This window comes from Mycobacterium uberis, from assembly GCF_003408705.1.
Taxonomy (GTDB): Bacteria; Actinomycetota; Actinomycetes; order Mycobacteriales; family Mycobacteriaceae; genus Mycobacterium; species Mycobacterium uberis.
This window is the reverse complement of sequence record NZ_QAYL01000002.1, coordinates 300,920-319,566: the sequence shown is the minus strand read 5'-3', so window position 1 is coordinate 319,566 and position 18,647 is coordinate 300,920. Positions and strand designations below refer to the sequence as shown.

Annotated in this window: 11 protein-coding genes, 1 tRNA gene and 7 pseudogenes; 11 read left to right on the top strand and 8 right to left on the bottom strand. The window is 54.2% G+C overall.

All coding sequences use genetic code 11. The features are described 5' to 3' along the window. Nucleotides 1-72: 72 nt before the first annotated feature. Nucleotides 73-339, bottom strand: a complete 267-nt coding sequence (locus MUBE_RS03560; RefSeq protein WP_116539491.1) for a hypothetical protein — start codon at nt 337-339, stop codon at nt 73-75. A 2,358-nt stretch (nt 340-2,697) separates the two neighbouring features. Continuing rightward, the gene (locus tag MUBE_RS03545; RefSeq protein ID WP_116539489.1) at nt 2,698-3,012 is read right to left on the bottom strand and encodes an MDR/zinc-dependent alcohol dehydrogenase-like family protein; all 315 of its coding nucleotides are present in this window, start codon (nt 3,010-3,012) and stop codon (nt 2,698-2,700) included. 277 nt (nt 3,013-3,289) lie between these two features. Between MUBE_RS03545 and MUBE_RS16980 the strand changes: the two are divergent. Then, a pseudogene (locus MUBE_RS16980) lies at nt 3,290-3,706 on the top strand (phosphotransferase family protein); the annotation flags it as partial. A 19-nt stretch (nt 3,707-3,725) separates the two neighbouring features. Here MUBE_RS16980 and MUBE_RS03535 read toward each other — a convergent pair. After that, a complete protein-coding gene (locus tag MUBE_RS03535; RefSeq protein WP_243632790.1) occupies nt 3,726-4,064 on the bottom strand; it encodes a LapA family protein in 339 nt (112 codons plus the stop codon). 114 nt (nt 4,065-4,178) lie between these two features. Between MUBE_RS03535 and MUBE_RS03530 the strand changes: the two are divergent. The 5 pseudogenes from MUBE_RS03530 (at nt 4,179) to MUBE_RS03510 (ending at nt 8,313) form a co-directional block, all read left to right on the top strand. Beyond that, nucleotides 4,179-5,107, top strand: a pseudogene (locus MUBE_RS03530) (glycine betaine ABC transporter substrate-binding protein). A 26-nt stretch (nt 5,108-5,133) separates the two neighbouring features. Further along, nucleotides 5,134-6,240 (top strand): annotated as a pseudogene (locus MUBE_RS03525) (ATP-binding cassette domain-containing protein). A gap of 14 nt (nt 6,241-6,254) precedes the next feature. Next, a pseudogene (locus MUBE_RS03520) lies at nt 6,255-6,935 on the top strand (ABC transporter permease). After that, a pseudogene (locus MUBE_RS03515) lies at nt 6,932-7,635 on the top strand (ABC transporter permease). The pseudogenes MUBE_RS03520 and MUBE_RS03515 overlap by 4 nt, the downstream one beginning before the upstream one ends. Nucleotides 7,636-7,711: 76 nt before the next feature. Continuing rightward, nucleotides 7,712-8,313, top strand: a pseudogene (locus MUBE_RS03510) (putative glycolipid-binding domain-containing protein). Here the strand turns inward: MUBE_RS03510 and MUBE_RS03505 are convergent. Beyond that, the gene (locus tag MUBE_RS03505; protein ID WP_243632798.1) at nt 8,276-9,220 is read right to left on the bottom strand and encodes a prephenate dehydrogenase; all 945 of its coding nucleotides are present in this window, start codon (nt 9,218-9,220) and stop codon (nt 8,276-8,278) included. The pseudogene MUBE_RS03510 and the gene MUBE_RS03505 sit on opposite strands and share 38 nt — an antisense overlap. 131 nt (nt 9,221-9,351) lie before the next feature. On the opposite strand from MUBE_RS03505, the gene MUBE_RS03500 reads away from it, so the two are divergent. From MUBE_RS03500 to MUBE_RS03490, 3 genes are all read left to right on the top strand, one after another. Beyond that, a complete protein-coding gene (locus MUBE_RS03500; RefSeq protein ID WP_116539486.1) occupies nt 9,352-9,873 on the top strand; it encodes a tRNA adenosine deaminase-associated protein in 522 nt (173 codons plus the stop codon). Then, entirely contained in the window at nt 9,870-10,328 is a 459-nt protein-coding gene (locus MUBE_RS03495; protein WP_116539485.1) for a nucleoside deaminase, read from the top strand. The genes MUBE_RS03500 and MUBE_RS03495 overlap by 4 nt, the downstream gene beginning before the upstream one ends. A 29-nt stretch (nt 10,329-10,357) precedes the next feature. Next, a tRNA-Ser gene (locus tag MUBE_RS03490) sits at nt 10,358-10,447 on the top strand. A 2,113-nt stretch (nt 10,448-12,560) separates the two neighbouring features. Here MUBE_RS03490 and MUBE_RS15460 read toward each other — a convergent pair. The 3 genes and pseudogenes from MUBE_RS15460 to MUBE_RS03475 form a co-directional block, all read right to left on the bottom strand. After that, nucleotides 12,561-12,737, bottom strand: coding sequence for a PI-PLC domain-containing protein (locus MUBE_RS15460; protein ID WP_165849672.1), 177 nt, complete (start codon nt 12,735-12,737; stop codon nt 12,561-12,563). A 101-nt stretch (nt 12,738-12,838) separates the two neighbouring features. Further along, nucleotides 12,839-13,229: pseudogene (locus MUBE_RS03480) on the bottom strand (YbjQ family protein). 976 nt (nt 13,230-14,205) lie between these two features. After that, complete coding sequence (locus MUBE_RS03475; RefSeq protein ID WP_243632789.1) at nt 14,206-14,517, bottom strand: hypothetical protein; 312 nt, start codon at nt 14,515-14,517, stop codon at nt 14,206-14,208. A 298-nt stretch (nt 14,518-14,815) separates the two neighbouring features. On the opposite strand from MUBE_RS03475, the gene MUBE_RS03470 reads away from it, so the two are divergent. After that, complete coding sequence (locus tag MUBE_RS03470; RefSeq protein ID WP_165849671.1) at nt 14,816-15,124, top strand: PE family protein; 309 nt, start codon at nt 14,816-14,818, stop codon at nt 15,122-15,124. A gap of 747 nt (nt 15,125-15,871) precedes the next feature. Here the strand turns inward: MUBE_RS03470 and MUBE_RS15455 are convergent. Continuing rightward, nucleotides 15,872-16,012, bottom strand: coding sequence for a cytochrome P450 (locus MUBE_RS15455; protein WP_165849670.1), 141 nt, complete (start codon nt 16,010-16,012; stop codon nt 15,872-15,874). Nucleotides 16,013-17,384: 1,372 nt separating this feature from the next. Between MUBE_RS15455 and MUBE_RS03455 the strand changes: the two genes are divergently transcribed. Next, nucleotides 17,385-18,173, top strand: coding sequence for a thioesterase II family protein (locus tag MUBE_RS03455; RefSeq protein WP_243632797.1), 789 nt, complete (start codon nt 17,385-17,387; stop codon nt 18,171-18,173). The last annotated feature ends 474 nt before the right edge of the window (nt 18,174-18,647 follow it).

The window sequence follows — 18,647 nt, the reverse complement described above, 5'->3', positions numbered from 1 at the left end:
TGCTTGGTCCGCAATGCATTGACCGCCTTGACCATACACCAGCCAGAGCGGCAATCTCCTTCTACAAACGACTCACAACACCACCCGCTTTACCGAGGGATTCATGGCTACCGGAACATCCACACAGTAGATCAACTCACACAACCCATCGACCCACACCACAACCCACACCACCACACCCCACATAAAACAAAACCACACAACACCAGACCAGGGTGGGCAGAAGAATGTGTTCGCGGTGGTGCCCGAGTAAACGACAGAAACGATGATCACCGCCAGCGATAGGATCCATTGACGGTCGTAGCGGACTGTCGACAGCAGCCTATGTGGCGTCCGCACTTGAGATCTCGCTGCGGATAGTTGACTTGTTGCTTGAACAGCCAGAAACACCTGCGACTAAAATCGCTGCGTCTGCTATCGCGACTGTCAGTCTACGCTCCACCTAATTCTTCTTTGTTCAATCTTTGTGGTACATTAGCGTTGAGCACCGTCTCGGCATTATATGGGTTAACACGACAGAACAAAATATTTTCGTGAAAAATTCTTTTGGTAGCCCTTAACCCGTCGCCTGATTCTTGCTCAGATAGGGGTTTACAGGGATCTTTCCTGGTCGATCAGGTTTGGTTGGCGGTAAGGTATTGAGGGTGGATCACAAACGCCTACTTGTAGTAATCGAGTCATTCCGCAGCTAACAGATTTTGCCGTTTCACGGCACCATGGAATAGGGCCCGATGGCCGCGTGGTGTGGGACAACGACTTGTACTCGTTCCATGGAGTCACCGCGACTCCTTAAGCGCATTCCAGCCTCTGGCGATAATTGATCCTAACCGCCAAACAAGCGCTGTTCGAGGTGGTTCCCAGGATCTATCAGGTCCGCGGCTTAGGCATTTCGAACACCACCGTCGTCGAGGTCGACACGGAGATTATCACCATCAATCCTCTAGCATCCACCGAGATGGCAGCTACGGAACGGACTTGCACCGCACCCATCGGAGGAAGTCCCGTCGTCGCAATTGGTTTACATTCACAGCCATGTCGACCATTTCAGTGACGTCCTGGGCGTCACCTCACAGAAGTCGCCATAAAATTGTCCTAATATCGACATCCAGACGACTGGTGAAAAACATACGATCGACGGCGTAGCGATCGTGTTTCAGACGGTGCCCTACACTGAGGCCTCACGGAGATGCATTTCTATTTCCTGTGGTTCTGTGCCCTGTGTATAGCTCAGGAGACTGCTTACAACCTACAACAACATACTGACTCTACGGGGTGTGCTGGTGCGCAATACGGACTCCTGGGCCAACTACCCCCACCGAAGCGATCGATACCTTTACCATCGACCGAACCGATATGACGCACACCTCGCACCATTGGCCAACCTAGGGACGGAAGAATTCGTTGAATGCGTGTCAATGCAACGCGACATGTATGCGTATTTACACGACTAGACGCTGCGACTGCTTAACTATGGATACATGGGTGTTGAAATCGTCAAAATACCTTAAACGCTAATCGTTCTAGAACAGATTCTGGTGTATCCGTGGTTACCGCGGGTTGGTCAGCCACAACATGAAGGCGATTTACCAGCGCTAAATGGGTTGGTTCGACGGCAACCCCACTCGGCTGTAGCGTTACTCCCATAAGCAATCGGGCTCCCTTACGTCGATGTGATAGACGGAATCGACCGGGTCGTCGAATTTGCCCAGGCAGCATTCGAATTTAGTGACTTACGTTGGTAAGCATCTATACTCGATAACGCTATGTTCATTTTGACAGTGAGCGCACCGCAACCCCGTGCATTGTACTCCAGATATATTGGAGCAGCTGGCCTACGGTACAAAAAATGCGACATGACGTAACTTTTTATGAGTGGGGCAAACGAATTATACGACGGAAACTTTGACATCTCCAGCACGAAAAGCTCAGTTTAGTTGATTAATTAGCTAATACCCGAGAAAATCATCGACAGCCTCGCTATCTGTGTTAACGTACTACGCAAGTCGGTGTCTCAATATCGTAATCGATATAACTTTCGCAAAACTGAACACCAGCTACCAGTTTACCTTACCAACGTGATCATAATTTACCGCTAGGTTGCATCCGAAACTACAACAGCAACCGTTACGGTAAAATTGAACAACAAGCGCATATGGCTACTTCAGTTCACTCGAGCTGGAAATGTCCGGAAACCGAACTGCACTTCAGGCGCTGCTGAGTGTAATAGATGAGCCGAACTCTAACTGCAAAGTCATCACTTCGTAGTTCACGCTTCCCTCACCGAGATTGCCGCGACGGTCGTAGTCCGATTGAAATCGCAGCCAGGGAAGTAATTTTGACGAGATCAAGTCACCCAACGTTCAGGCTACGTCGACAACCACCTCGATCAGCACCTTGCGTTCAGCAACATATCGCAATGCCGCCAGGGTTTAGGTTAATGGGAACCACGCATCGGTATACGTCTGGAGCCTACCTCCTGCGAACAGCTCCGAACGCTCTTGTATATTCCGCGCAACGTCGTTAGACAGATAACTCATGAAAGTCGGGATCTCCATGCCGCAGGTGGTAAGTTCTTTTAACAGAAACAGATTAAGCGGGGTATCTGGGATCATGGCCGCGGTGTAGCTGGGGATATATGGAAGCTAGACCACGTAATGCCCCCTCCGGGCAAAGCCCGCCAACGGGGTCGATGATCACTCAGGTGGTGTTATCGGTTAGTTCCCGCATGCGGGATTGCAGTCCCTTATCTTCGTAGTCTACACTGGCTTCGGCGCCGCGCTGACAACATGGCTTAATATTCTTTAAGTTGGATGCCGTGGCAAGTACTCGTGTTTTCATGGACACAATCAGATCAACAGAAACCAATTCCACCTCACTTGAGGCTTCAAGTACCAGCACCCATTTCCCTTGCGTAATTTGGGAAATCAATAGCAGAGCGTGATACAATGCAAAGTAAGTTGTGCCGAATCCTGCGGCCAATGCCAAGTCGGCGTCGTCGACAGGCTCAAACATCAGTTCACTATGGTCCTATCAGGTTGACGTCAAACGCCGCTTGCCATATATAGCCAGTGGGCTCTATCCGTTTCTTGACTGCATCACGCAGAGAGGTGATGCTAAACATCACGCCTGTATCGTCGGCGGCGATCAATCTTGTGTGCGGCACATCAGTGCCCTACAGCCTTCTGTGCCAGCTCGATCTCACAGAGCAAAACGTCAATGCAGCCTGCGTCGGCGCGTGTGCTGGGCATTCGCAACACCATGTGCTCCGGGCCGAGCTAAACTCAGATGCAGAGTGTTCTGTGCCATCCTCGACGACGACCCGACACGGATTCGTGCCATGGCGGACTGGGAGCTCCAAATATTCTTAGGAGACCTGCTCAGCGATATGGCGTGGATGTGCATATACTGCGACCTGGTACTGGACCTGATTTTCAACATGCAAGTCGCTTGGACATCGCGGTTGCTGCCAATGACTGACGAACTTGCAGATCGTTAATCGCTGGTTGTCAGCTTGCCACGGTGTCTTGAGAGTATCTACATGGCGCCGGTTTATTCTAAACTCGCCATTATCGCCATGGGCATCGATTTTCGCAGACTTATGCCGGAGTAGGCACACGGTAAGGACGAAACGTTTGATAACACGCCTGAAAGCGTGGCGCCGTTGTTTTCCCGAGGGTTGGCGGAGCTTGCCAAGCTAAGAATGTAGTCAGCGGCTTCGGAACCCATCATCGATGGGTCGCCGCGTGGTGTTTTTTGACCGTGCGGCGCAGCTGGAGAATCCGCGCGGTGCCGACCGCAACTGCTAACAGCCCACCACCCACAGCCGCCAACATGATGGCCACCCCCAAGGGTAGGCTCCAGTGCCAGCCGAAGAAAGTAAACGGTGTGGATGCAGTGTTTTGGGCGATGAAAATCAGCAGTAAGATAAGGATCAGGAAGCCGGCAATCAATGCCGACCACAAGGCGCCCGCGCGGGTAACTGGTACAGCCCGTTCCGCAGGTTTTGGGACGTCGGCGGACGTCGACTCTGACTGACTAGACGGGTCAGAAGGATTGTTGGTCATAGCTGCCATCTTGGTCCTATCCCGGGAAGAATGGAACCACACTACGCGAGAAACCTGGCAGTCTGCATGCAGATGCAGCAATGCTTCATCGTTTCTGACGCTAGTGTCAGTGATATGCGAATGCCGCTATGCGTGCATGATGCGACATTGCTCGCAGCAGCGTGGCTCGTTACCGTGTGTCTGGTCGCTGTTTGCAGCAATTCTGATCCGCGCAGGGTGGAAACCCGTAGCGCGAAATCCATCGTGGTTGGTTACAGTGACCTCTCGGCAGCTTAAGGCCGTCGCCGGAATCTATGCACAGAAGTTGTAGGCAAACGGCTTCGATATTGGGTGGCGGATGGAAATTGCCAGTCACGAGACATGTATCTCTGGCGCTCGGAGAGCCTTCTATCGATCTGGTGTCGGAGTATATCAACAACTTGTTGCTGTATTTCCAACCGGACTCCGCAGTAACCGTGCTCGACATAATCGCATTGGAGTTCTATAAGCCGCTGCCCGGGGACCTATCGGTTCTGGTGCCGTAACTGGCTTCCGACACCGACACTGTCAGACCCTCACTGCGTGGCACTTGAAAACGATCGCTAATTTTGACTTCATATTCGCGGGAGATGAAGTTTGCTGCGCTATCGGCCTCCTAAGCTTGACTGTCCGGATTTCTCGGGCTGCGACAGAAGTACTGATTTGACATCAGACCGGGCAACTTCGTGGCGATCAACGACTGCAGCGGTGCAGTGGCTGTGCGCACCCTCGTGGAGGGGAGGGTGACCGCCGCCAACATTTTCAGTACGTCTCCGGCCATCCTGCAAAATCACATGGTGGTACTGGAAGATCGAAAGCAGAACTTCCTGACCGACAACCTTGTTCCACTGTTCAATTCGCAGAATTAAGTCGGAACTTCTCAAAGGTGTGCTTCAGTTAAGCTGACTACTGTCGGTGTCACCACACTTAATATCGCAGTACAGGGTGACTCCGGTATTGATCCCACTCAGGCATTACGGACTTGGTTGAAAGATAACGGCTTCAAGCACACGTTGGGCCAATGATGTTATGCAGAGGCTAGGAGTAGGCAGTGCTCTGCTTCGACAAAGCCAGCAGGCTATTCCGCGGTGGCACCGCCACCTTGGACCGACTGACCCTCGGGGTCCCAAACGGCAAGTTGACGACCTTCTTCGGCTAGTCCGACAGTGGTAAGACCGCGGCGCTGCGGATGATCAGCTGGATGGCTGATCCGACTGTCAGAACCATAACTGTAGACGGTGTGGACGTGGCCGGCGTCGCCCCAGTGAAGCTGCGTCTTTCAGTGGGCTCCGTCATCCAGAACGCGGGTTCTAATGCCCCATCAACGGGTGCTCGACAACGTCGCGACGGTGCCAGTACTGTGGGGCCAGTCGCGGTGGGCCGCTCGCAAAGCGAGCTTGCCAGGTGCTTGAACGGGTGAGGCCTGGATCTCAGTTGGACACTCGTTACCCTGGTTTGTTCTCTGGCGGCGAACAACAACGCATTGAGGTGGCCACGTGTGCCGGCTACTGATCTACCGATCCTGTTGATGGACGAGCCGTTCTTGGTCGCAGATCCTGTGGTTCGTCACGAGCTGCGGAACGCAGTGTTGCTTCTGCAAAGCGAATTTCGCAAAACCATTGTGTTTGTCACGTACGGCATCGACGAGGCACTTGAGCTAGCCAACAAAGTATCGGTGTTCGGACGAAGAGGCGTCTCCGGCAGTTGGACGAACCTGCTCGGTTGCTGTCGTGGCCGGTTAATGAATTCGTGGCGAAGTTTATCGGACTCAGCCGTGGCTATCGGTGATTGCAACTCATCGACACGGCCGTGCGGTCACTGCACGGCATCGAGCGAATCTCTGCGAACGGCCTCGCCGATCCTGGGAGCACCTTACTTTGGGCCTGCTGGGTGCTAGTCGTCGACGACGAAGGCGCGTCGTTGGGTCGGATCGACGCTAACGGCCTACGGCGGCACCGTGCCCCGGTGCGTTGTGTCCGACAGTATCGATGCCATCGGTTCACTGTTCCATCTGGGTGGGAATTTAAGTCAGGCGCTGGATGCGGCGCTGTTTTCGCCGATGTCGGTGGACATCGCGGTTAACAGCGAGAGCGGCGTCATCGGTGGCTTATTGGTCACCGATGTACTGGCCGTGGTCAAAGTCCGACAGCGAGTCTGAACGGGGGTTATTACATGCACTATCTGCTTATCCATCTCAACGACGTGTGGGTGCTGACGATGGTGCGTCTGTGCCTGTCGTTGCTCCCGGTACTGCTCCAGCTGGTGATCGCGATGCCGCTGGGGGTGTTGGTGCAGTGCGTGCCGAGTCTTCGACTACTGACGATGGCTGCCGCCAGCGTCGTGTTCACCGTCTCGTCGCTGGCACTATTCGTCGCCTTGCTGATGATCATCGGAACGCGGAGCTTCGACGAGGCCAACGTGATGGTTGTGCTGACCGCCTGCACCACGGCGCTGTTGGTGTGTGTGGTGCTCGAAGTGTTGGACGCAGTGCCCGTCCAGGTGAGTGACGTTGCTACTGTCATAGGCTATTCGCCGATCTACCCAGATGCTGAAAGTCGCGCTGTAGACATCTTTTTCGATGTTAATCGGCGAGGTGTGCGTCGTCGTGGTGACCAATATCGCGATGGTTCGGTAATCGGCCTTGGAGGTTTGAGCACCTAATCTACAGCAGGATGCCAAACCAACAAGAGCGATCAAATCCTTGCTGGCATTATCGCGCTGTTCGTACTTGGGATAATCATTTACGCGCTCATCGATATGGCCGGTCAGTTAGTCATGCCCTGGAAGCGTGCCACGTGCACTGCCTGTCGACGACGCTCAGTGGTGGCCTCGATCGTAGGCGGCGTGCTATAAACTTTGTGATACAGGCGATGTTCTATCTGCCGATTGCCGATAACTGGACTGGTCCGGTCGAACTGGTCGCGCGCGCCTTGGAACAGTTGGAGTACACCACGGTGATGATGGAAGCGTGGGCGCTGCTTACTGTCCCAGTCGGGCTGTTGATCGGGCATGTTGGTCACGACAGCCGCTGATGGCGGGTTGGGACGCTAGGCGTGCTGCTTCGGAGGTTCTGCTGTTCAGTCCGGGACCGGGGTTGTCGCAGGTTGTTCTGATGCTGCTGGGTGTTTCGTCACTCCTCGCCGGCAGCTATGTGGGCGTTGCCAATGTTGATCCGACGGTGGTTGATGTTGCCCGAGCGATGGGTATGACGGAAGCCCGAGTACTGCTGTGTGTCGAGGTACTGAACGCGCTACCGCTGATGCTGGGGCGGGCTGCACAGCGCGGCACTGCAGGTAGTGACGACTGCGATGGTGTCTGCTTACGTGAACCTGGGTGGGCTAGGTGGTTATCTGATTGACGGGATTAAAGTGAGTGACTTTCACTTAATCCTGACCAGTGCGCTGATGGTCGCCGCGTTGGCGCTGATACTTGACGTACTACTGGTGTTGGGGGTGTCGGTGTCCGGCACTGGCCGACTGTGTAGATGTATCGGTCGGCGAGAGCTGCACTTACCGACAGGGGCGTCGCGACGCGTGGACGCATTTTACGGTAGATGAAGTTAACTGTGCCGGCGACGATGCAGAATGCAGCGATAGGGCGGGGTACCTCCCAGCTGCGAAGGGGCGCACATGATCGCAACACCCTCTCATCCGACGCGACCTTCTTGGCCGGCAATGTTGACTTGGTGCACCCAGGATGTCTCGCGTATGAAGTTAGGTGCGAATGCAGTTGTCCGGTAAGCGCATTAGGGCTCCTGGTCGCATCGTTACCGCAGCTATGGTAACCAACGCAGCGTTTGGCGCCTTCTAGGGAATGCAGACCGACGGGACTGGCGACATCAAGCGGTTTGAATTGACCGTCACGCTGGTCGAACGGGAACGCTAGCTTGCCATCGCCCGAGACGGGAAAACATGTGGTTGGTTAACCGGCCCGCTAGGGGTAAAAACGCCGGGCCTACAAGGACGCACTCGACATCAACGTGGTTTTTAGCCTGTTTTTCAATGCCTTGCCAATCTGCCGTATCTGCCTGCACGAACAGGCAGCCGCGATCACGTTGCCGATGGCTTATGTGCGGGTGCCTGAGATGTTCGTCGCAGCCAGCGCTGTTAGCTACACCCGCTTGGGAAGCCCCGGTGGAATCAAGTTGTGTTCACCGGTCGTTAACATCGTTGTTAGCGTTGACACAGATAACCTCATCTTAGATTACCTAGGCTGGGCAGAGCGGATCTGATCACTCCGCCTGCCCGGCCCGCGGCTGCCAATTCTTCGCGCCAATTTTTCGCGCCAATGACGACGGTGACTATGTCGGAGCGCGGAAAGCTGTCGTAGCGCGTGCGCGCGGCGTAGCCCGCTTCGGCCAGTTCAGCCACTGAATTGTTGCGAGCCAGGGAGTCGCGGGCACGGCAGAGTAACTCGATGACCTGGTCAGCGGCGGGCAGCAGTTGATCGGAATTTCCTTCGCACATCGCACGTACTAGGTCCGGGGCGGTTCCGGCTACCCGGGTTGCATCCCGGAACGATCCTGCCGCCACCGCGAACGCCAGCGGCACCTCAGCGGCGGCGATGGCCAGCGCCTCGGCGAGCAGGTGCGGCAGATGTGAGATAGCAGCCGCAGCGGCGTCGTGCTCGTCGGATTTTGCCGGTATTACTAGGGCTCCGCAGTCCAATGCCAACGTCATCACCATCGACCACACCTCGGGATCCACATGGTCGTCGACGCTGACCACCCAGGGAACTCTGATGAACAACCCGCCATGCCCGGCACCCCAGCCCGATTGCGCGGTGCCGGCCATCGGGTGGCCACCGACAAAGCGATCCTGCAGACCAGCCGAGGCAACCGCGTCGAGCACCGCGGTTTTGACGCTTGTGACATCAGTGAGCGGACAGTTAGGTGCCACTTCGCGAATGTGGGCGAGCATGGCCGGCAATACTGGCATCGGCACGGCCATCACGATCAATGCGTCGATGTCGGCGGCACGCGTCAACGCATGAGTAAGCTCGGTGGTAGCGTCATAACCGTCGCACAGGGCCCCCTGCGCGCCTTCCACTGAGCGATTGTAGCCGAATACCTCACGACCGGCCGCGGCCATGGCCCTCATGATCGACCCACCGATCAACCCCAGCCCAAGCACGCACACTGGTCGTCTCGCCGCAGTCCCAACCATCATCCAAGGTTGGCACAGTTTGCGGGTCATAGCGCCCTCAGGTGCCGTCGGTCATGGGTGGTCATCTGGTCAAGGCGACTAGTCGGCGACTACCGTAGGCGCCCATGGGAGCACAACGGGCGTCGGCGAAAGGCCCGGCGGCGGACACGCCGGACGGCTTCGGCGTTGCGGTCGTGCGAGAAGAGGGTCAGTGGCGTTGTTCTGCTATGGCCTCCAAGGCGCTGACGAGCCTGAAGGCAGCCGAGACTGAATTGCGGGAGCTGCGGAGTGCGGGAGCAGTCTTTGGTCTCCTGGATGTCGACGACGAGTTCTTTGTCATCCTGCGCCCGGCACCGTCCGGGACCAGGTTGCTGCTGTCAGATGCCACAGCTGCACTAGACTACGATATCGCGGCTGAAGTTTTGGACAACTTAGACGCCGAAATCGATCCCGAGGACCTTGAATACGCGGACCCCTTTGAGGAAGGTGACTTGGGATTACTGTCTGATGTGGGGCTATCGGAAGCGGTTTTGGGGGTAATCCTCGATCAGACCGACCTGTATGCCGACGAGCAACTGGGCCGCATTGCCCGTGAGATGGGCTTCGCCGAGCAGTTGTTGGCGGTGATCGACCGCCTCGGTCGATGAACGCTGACGAAGACTTGATCCGGGCCGCACTGGCGGTCGCCGTGACAACAGAGCCGCACGATGTACCGATTGGGGCGGTGATCCTCGGCCCAGACGGAACTGTACTCGCCCGGGCGGTAAATGGCCGTGAAGCTTTTGGCGATCCTACCGCGCACGCTGAGATTTTGGCAATGCGAGCAGCAGCTAGTGTGCTCGGTGATGGGTGGCGGCTGGAGGGGACTACCCTGGCGGTCACCGTCGAACCGTGCACTATGTGCGCGGGTGCGCTGGTTTTGGCACGTATCGAACGGTTGGTGTTTGGGGCGTGGGCGCCCAAGACTGGAGCGGTGGGATCGCTGTGGGATGTGGTTCGCGACTGTCGGCTTAACCATCGCCCGGCTGTGCGTGGCGGAGTGCTTGCTCGGGAGTGCGCGGCACCACTGGAGGCGTTCTTCGCCCGCCAGCGGTTGGGATGAGGGACCGTTGGTTCGGTAAGCTGCTTAGCGGTGGTGTGTCCGAGCGGCCTAAGGAGCACGCCTCGAAAGCGTGTGACGGCAAACACCGTCCGAGGGTTCAAATCCCTCCGCCACCGCCAAAATTCTCTGAACTGTTAGCGTGGTTCAGAAGTTCTTTTTGTGTAAACTACACTGGCTAGTGTCTGCACTTTCACAGCGTCTACAGTAGCCGAAGTTGAAATCGATAGTTGCAAAAGCATCTTATGTGCTTTGAGCCACTATAAAGATGGCGGGCTGAGGCGCGATGTTGCAATGAGATACCTTTGGCCAGTGTGGACAAGGATAGGTGGTGCGTGTGGTCAACGAATGCCACACGAGCTGAGACGTGTCCTAACCATCGCTTCCGCTACCTCAAACACCAGCCTATTGCGACTCGTGAGATTCGCATATCGGCCTTGTCCTGATAGTTGTAAGCGCGACACGGACGGCCGTTGAGATGTCTCGTATGTCTGGCTGCCGGACTGCAAGACGCCGTCGCCTAAATTTCTGCTTGGCCCGGGACTTGGTTGCTGTGACCCACCCGAAAGGCTGTTGAACGAGATCAGGTGGCTGTTCTTCGGATCTTTACCCAATACTTGAGATCGGTCGAAAAGTAGTGTTTTTTGGGTTGTTCACTTGAATCCTTCGTGGAGGCTGATTACTGCATTATGGCTACTTCCACCGGTCCCCCACTGTACCTGGCTCGAGATTGAAGTGACTATTGCCAGATGTGGTCTCCATCATGAACCTGGAAGAATACGATCGCATCGGGCAAAGGTATTGCAACATGAATTGGCCTCTGATGATGTTGTTGAAGTGGTGCCTCTAAGGCAGCGTGTTTCGCGGAATCAGTGGCGCACATGAGCCGCGACTTCAGTCGCTGGCTGTAGCTCTAAAACAGTCGGTTCCCAGCCTCAGGTTGCGCGTATGTACGCTAGCCGTATTGGTCTCTTGACTGCTCGAGTGAAGGCACCGGATGGTTTTTTAAAAGTTGCTCTGAAACTCTGGCTTCCAGACTTCCGGCTGGTCTGAACCTGACAAGTAGCCGGCAGCTACGTACCCAAGTCTTCTTAGCCAACTTGTTTGGCTGAGTCTGTTTTAATAATTTGCCGAACATTTCGGCGATGTTATTGGCAACATTCTCGATTGTGTAACTCTCGTCGAATGCCCAGTATGGGTGGTCTTCATTCCGTCCCATCAAACGAAGCCAAATACTCTTTCACACAGTTAAAATGCTTATGAGCCTAATCTGATCTGACTCGATCCCCACGTTGTCGTGTCGATGAGAATACCTGCGATGCAGGTGTAAGATCTTGTCAGTGTCATTATAAACGCGATCGCTGTCAGCCATCAAAGCCACCGTCGTTATGGAATCTGTGGCAAATGTGATGTCATTGTACACCTTGACCCAAATTACCTCGGTCACAGGCTGAATATTCCTAGGTTGTGTGGGGTTTTCGGTATAGTGATGCCGGTGTGTTTTTTTGCAGCTGAGAAAGACCGATGCACATAGAGTTGCTGTAAAAATTAGGGTTCAAATTCCTTTTGCCCCTTTGCCACCACCAATTTTCAGCGAGAAATCACAGCCAGCATTTAACCGCTGCCACAACTCAGTTACCGCCAGGCTAGTCCATTGTGCTATTGTTGAGCCGCTTGAGGAGAGTTTACCGGCATGGCATCGAGTCCGACTTTTTCGCCAGATGTGTAGTCGTTGATTGTTTTCACGGCGAAACCCATGATTGTCATCCCGGGCTGTAATTTAGAGAACTCGATGGCTGCCAGGTCTCACAAATTAGCATTCACTTGAGACACACTGATTCTAAAAAATTTTCGGTGGCATCGCGATGCAGTTCCAATCCTGCCCACTTGTCTGCCTTGGGTACCGGGTCACAGTGGTGGTTCAATGCTGTGTTGTGCAAGCACGAGACGTATGTTATGGGAATTTTTCCCGTAACTACAGTTTCTGCTGCTGAGAAGTCGCTTTGGTGATGTTCGTATCAGTGGAATAGATGGTAAGCTGCGGCATAGCGCTGTAACCCGTTCTGATAAATACGTTCGCAGTCACTGAGGGCTAGCGGATGTGGGCGGTGTCTGCTTGAAGTCGAGAAATAGCGTCATATCTGGTGAGGTAGCGGCGATAGCTTGTTCTAACGTCGGTATCGGAGTGGAACGCTGGCGGTACGGATAGCTATCGGCGTCTGGCTCGGTTAAGTTTCACACTGCGTTGAGCCGTTGCAATTGCTGGGCCGTCTTGGTAAAGAAGGTTACTGCGCAGTCGGTTAAGATCGCCAGATCAACCGGTTGATATAACACTGGCACCCCATTGCTGCTGGTTTGGGCGGTCAGCCACACACCATCCACGCCGGATGTGACCACGTTGGTGATCACCACGATGGTATTTTCTGAGAAACGGACGACTAAGCGTCCACTAGAGTCGCCGACCTAGCAGCAACCACCACTTGCGTGTGGCTTAATCTGGCGCGACGTGGCTGTTAGTGTTGCTGCGGCTGCGGTGTACCTCCGTAACCCAGTTGGGCGGCGGTGTAGCGAGCAGCTTCCGTGATGGGTACGGCATATACTGCGGTGCCGTAGGCGTAGATCTCAGTACACACGTCACCAAGCTCCGGTCGTGTCGAACCGCATTCCGACGATCGCATTGCCGCCTTTGCTGTGCGTTTCGTTAATAAGCCGTCTCATTGCTTCGCTGCGGTTTTCGGCCAAGTTTTTGGCCATGCTCTGCAGCTCGCCGCCGAACATTGATTTGAATCCAACATCGAACTGGGAGGAAATATTTCGCAACCGGACGGTGAGGCTAAAGACTTCACCGTAAACGCGTTGGATCTCCCAGCCGGGAATGTCATTGGTAGTGACGACGAGTACCAGACAATCTTTCTGCAAGAAAGAGATTCGGGCTGGCTCCCACTGCAGAGCACCATCTCGTTTCTACAATTGCTTGTTTTGCGGCACTCAGAGAACACCAGACCTACCGTGCCAGCGCTCAAAGTCAAATGCTAGGCCGAAACCGCCCTCGTCGTTCGCTGGCCAGTGAAGGAGCTCATATGACACCTTACTCCGACGGTATTCCAGTACTTCTTGATCGTCAACGTCAAGCTGATCGTTACGAATTTTGCAGGCTTTTCACCCTATAGCGCTGCTCAATCTATGCGTTATCCAACAGGGTGGCCGCAGTTAACCAGGCCTTGTTCTATCCGCGGATGTCACCCATGCCGGCCCGTTCAGCGTACTGTGGGGCGTTGGCTGGGGCACAGCGGTGTTTATTTATGCATGCTGATTAGGCGTCATCTCCTGGGCAACATGGTGTTATGGCGATCTGCGCAAGAACGTAGAGGATGTTTTCGGGCGACTTGGCTATATGAATCGGCTTCGCCGGCAGATTCGTTGTGACGGTGTTGTAAACCACGATACCCTGCTCTTCAGTACCACGTCCGACGCGCGGATGCTGACCCTAGGTTGTAGCGGCGCCCGTACAACAGTACTAAACTTCAGGACACTGAGACTACCACCTCATGACGTTCGTGGGGTGGTTATCGATCAGGATTCTGGTGTGGATCTTTCTCGGGGTTGGTTTCTGTGCTAGTTCTTGTGAGGGTAACTACCGTTTTTGCTTATGTCGATGCTTCGTGTTGGGGGTGATCGTAACGATCTTTTCACCCGCCTTCGTCGAATCGTAGTCCAGGTTCTCGCTTAGATCTACCGTAAAGTGTTATTGTGCAGTAAGTTCCGCAGAATAGCGCTGATTATCTACCGGCGTGTTCAAATGCCTAACGCCGCCGGGTGGCGCTAGGCTATCCGCCAGCAGTGAGAGGGAGATCGTTCCACTGCCCGTTATCACGATTACTCAGCTACCTGCAAAAGGTAGGATCCCGAAGAAAGCGAATCCCGGGAATGTGCTGACAGCGGCCTCTGGCACTTCGAAGCTTCGGTACTGGGACACCTCGTCGAGCTTCGGGAACCTGGCTTCGACATCAAGCCGCCTGCCTCCATCGTCAGCATCCACCTGGGGCAGCACCACAAGCACAAACCGGGGCCACCTGATCAGGCCCGACTGTACGGCTGGACGGTAAACTGGCCGTTTGTTATCTATGTTCACAGCCACCTCGATGAGAAAGGCCCCGGTAACGATCACATCAGCGAACTTACCGTGCAGCAAGCTGCCAGTACTGAGAACACGGGACTAACCACTCTGACTGACCATTTGGCAGCGGTCAGCACCTGCTAAAACACGTGCTACGTATGCCAACCGTTATGCTATTGCACTCTATCTACTCTACATTTCGTAGACACAAACTATTACCTATTGCTAGTGTTACAGAACGGAACAGTTGCTTCGCTGTTTCACTGGCGGGTCACTCGGCGCTGTTGCACTTTAACGGCATCGATGAACGTGGAAGCCAGGCCCGCTCGCATTATGGCCGCATGCACGGGAGGTAGGTACGTCAATGCAGCCCATGTCGTTCGACCCGGCTCTGGCCACCATCGGTTCGCAGGTACTTGACACCGCGGCGCAAGGAATTCAGTTCTGCCAGAACGTATCGGCGGGTTTGACAGTGTTGGCGCCCGCCGGTGCCGATGAAGTATCGCTATGTGCAGTGGAGTTCTTCGCGGAAGAAGCGAATCAGATGCTAGCTATGAACCAAGCAGCGCACGAAGAACTTATGCGAGCGGGCGTGACATTAGCGGAGATCGCCCGGATGTATTCGGAAGCCGACGCGGCTGCGAGCAAAGCTATACGTGCCAGTGAGTTGGCCGGTTTTTAGGGCGCGGAAGCTTTTTACGTGGGCGGCGAGTCAGGCGTTCCTTTCAAATTCACGCTGGGGGTATAATACTATGCACATAGCCTAGTCTCAGCGGGCTGCCCAGCCCGCTGAGACTAGGCTATGTGGCACTGAACCACTCCCCGACTTCTAGTACGACGGCTGTTACTCGACTGGGCTTGAAGATCTCGGCCGGCATACTAAATCTGCGCTGTAATTGATCGTTGAGTTCTTGGAGAACCACCGCTTCATCGGTAACGAGCTGTTGGTGCAGGTGCCTGAGTATCGGTTTCCTGTGCTGCTACCATGCGGAGCACTAGTGCATGGCCGCGTTGAACTGGCTGCGTGCACAGCACGAAGGCTGCTCTACCCTTGTGGTTATGCATACCACAGGGGTCGCAACGACTTTATCGAAGTAGCTGGTGGCCAGACCGGTGAAGTCATCGGTAATAGTCGTGGTAAGGCGACGCTCGGTTTTTCTATACCTGAACAGCGCAAAGAAGTTCCGTGTGGTCCGGGATCGGTGAACAGTGTCAAGTTAAGGTCCCGCCTTGCACCTCACCCCAGTACCACAGTGGCCCCGTGAGCCGGTATGTAGGTGACCGATTGCCGCCGTACGGGTTCCGGCCATTGGCTACAGGGCGCACCTGGCAACTGTTGAACAACGCGGTGAGCACACTTTGTATCTCGTATTCAGCAAATGCTGTGCCGAGACAACGGTAAACACCGCCACCGAACAGGATCCATATACTAAGTCCCGGCACGATCCTCAAGGAACAATTCAGGCCAGAACGGTTCCAGATCGGTATAGATTTCCGGGGATAAGTGCATTAGATAAATCGGGGGCGACATGGTTACTCCGGCCAGCAAGGATACGTCACCGATTTCCATCGGTGCCTTCAAACGTTGCGTGGCCACAAAACTCCGCAGTATATAGGTCTATATGGCGTAAGAACCCGCATCATCTGCCTACCGGAGCCCATCTTAGCTCAACAATACGACCCCATCACCCCAGTAGCCACGCCAATCACCGACACCCCAAATCCCGGACAAACCAAAAATAGGCAGATAGGCGCTCACCCAGAAAGAGCTAGCTTGGCCGATATCTTGTTCACTGAGGTATTCGAATATCAAGTGCTCGTGGATGATTGTTATCCGTATTAGGTGCTTTCCATCCGCTTTTAGGCTGGCACCTATAAAGATCATAACTTTGCAGCCAGTTATGGCTGAATGCGCCTTACACTAGACAGTGGGCAAATTACCTTTGGGATCGTCTACACTACTTTTGTGCTCCCGAATTGGTCAGTCAACGCCAACACGGTACGTTCGATTATTGATGTCGGCGGCGAATTATACACCCAGGTCGCACTGAATGCTCGATGTCGAATCAGGTGGCAACCTACTTCGGTGACGTATCGAGACGGGTCCACCAGTTGTATTGGAACTTCGTCAAGTACGCAAGCAATCCCGTACGAGTCATTTTTACACCAACGCTTTATAACTTCGTCAACATGTGGCGGGTACGTCTATCTGGACTGCATGTCATCGGAGAGAAGTATGGTTCTAATCAGAACCTGCCTGGCCAAGTGGTGCATCAGCAAACCGATGGCACGGGTTTTTAGATTTAATCTTCCGCCAGACTGTCCACCATTCAGCTGGTGCGATATGAATTCTGCCGACGGGTTGACAGCCTAACAGTTTGCCGCCACAATACTTGGGAGGATGACAGATGGTGCTCACCAACGATGAACAAGCCCTATCGTCCGCGATATCTGGGATCAAGTACGTGGACCTAATGGTGCCGGCTAGCCGCAACGTGGCCAGAACAGCCAAAGGCAGGATCTCACGCCGGTTGATGCAATAGCAGCGATCAAACAAGATGTGTATAAGCTTATCCCTGTCGTCGACATTGGCCTAACATGCTGTATCAAAATGTAAAGTGGTGCACAGGATTGCGTGTTCAATGTCATAGTGCCGCGGACAGGGACTTTTCGTTGTCGTCGTGGGTGCTTACTCGACGAGAGTGCGTTGAATCGTGAAGTAGTTAATTACTCTAGCGTGCCCTACTTGCCGAATAGCTGTTTGTCGGCACCGGACGGCCGGTGTGGTTGTAGGATTCGGCGGTCCCCACAACTGCTATCGGTCGCAACCTGCTGCTACGCTGAGCGCCGAGCTGATGTCACCTAAATCGGATGTCGTCGAAGGCAACGCGTCTGGTAGCGCTTTCAGAATAAGACTCCGCCGTCTTGTTTTGGCGCTCGAGGTGTCGGCACACGTTCTTGGGCCAGGGTATGCTGGCGCGGTGAACGGGCACTCGAATAACGGTCAAGGTGGCGAAAGTTCTACTGTCCCTACGCTATATATTTTCCCACATGCGGGTGGAGACGCGGCATACTATGTCCCATTCTCGCGAGAGTTTTCAGCGGAAGTAAAACGGGTCGCCGTCCAGTACCCTGGGCAGCGTGATGGATATGGCCTGCCGCCACTTACTAGTATACCCGCCCTCGCTGACGAGATTTTTGTGATGATGAAGCCGTCGGCTCCGATAGGCAATCCAATCGCCTTTTTTGGTCACAGCATGGGCGGAATGCTGGCTTTCGAAGTCGCGTTAAGATTCCAATTGGCAGGGTATCGTCTCGTTGCTCTGTTTATCTCGGCTTGTTCGGCTCCAGGTCATATCAGGTACAAGCAAATCAAGGATTTTTCCGATAACGACATGCTGGACTTGGTCGCTCGTATGACCGGCACGAATCCAGATTTCTTTGAGGACGAAGAATTTCGTGTTGGGGTGCTACCTACGTTACGGGCAGCCCGCGCTATTGCAGGTTATGATTGCCCGACAGAGACGACGGTGTCATGTCCAATTTATGCGTTCATTGGCGATAAGGATTGGATTGCGACCCGAGAAGATATGACACCGTGGCATGAGCGAACGACTGGAGAGTTTGCAATCCACGTGTTTTCTGGAGACCATTTTTATCTCAACAATAATTTGTCAGAGTTAGTATGTTATATAGAAGACAAAACGCTTGAATGGTGTAATCGAACTTAGTTAGGTCTAAGGGTCGCAGATCGGACGGCGTCGCACCTCTAGTTGTTGTCTACTCGCCACTCTCCACGGTCAGTGCGGTCGGGGTAGGTGTGAATTTCGTTACATTCTGGGCATCAGTCCTAAAGATTGGCTACCGGTTCTTGATCTAACTCGAATCACACTCGGCCGGCCATACGTCCACCGATGTACCACAGGTCACACCAACAGCTGCAGAAATTGCGGTTAGAGACCATCGGTCCAGCTGATAGACTCGAGTATCTATCGACGACGTGGTCGATCGTTGGGGAGTATATGGATTTTCCAAATAATGCACGCAGCTGTCTCGGGAGGTGATTACTGTACATGCCAGTACTAGTCGTAGGGAAACAGACTTTAGTCAAGAGACAGTAATCTGACACTGTGCGGATTGGGTTTCAGTAGGAACGCAGACGTGCCCCGATAGCAGAGTTATGTAATAGTGAGAGCAGCCTGGTC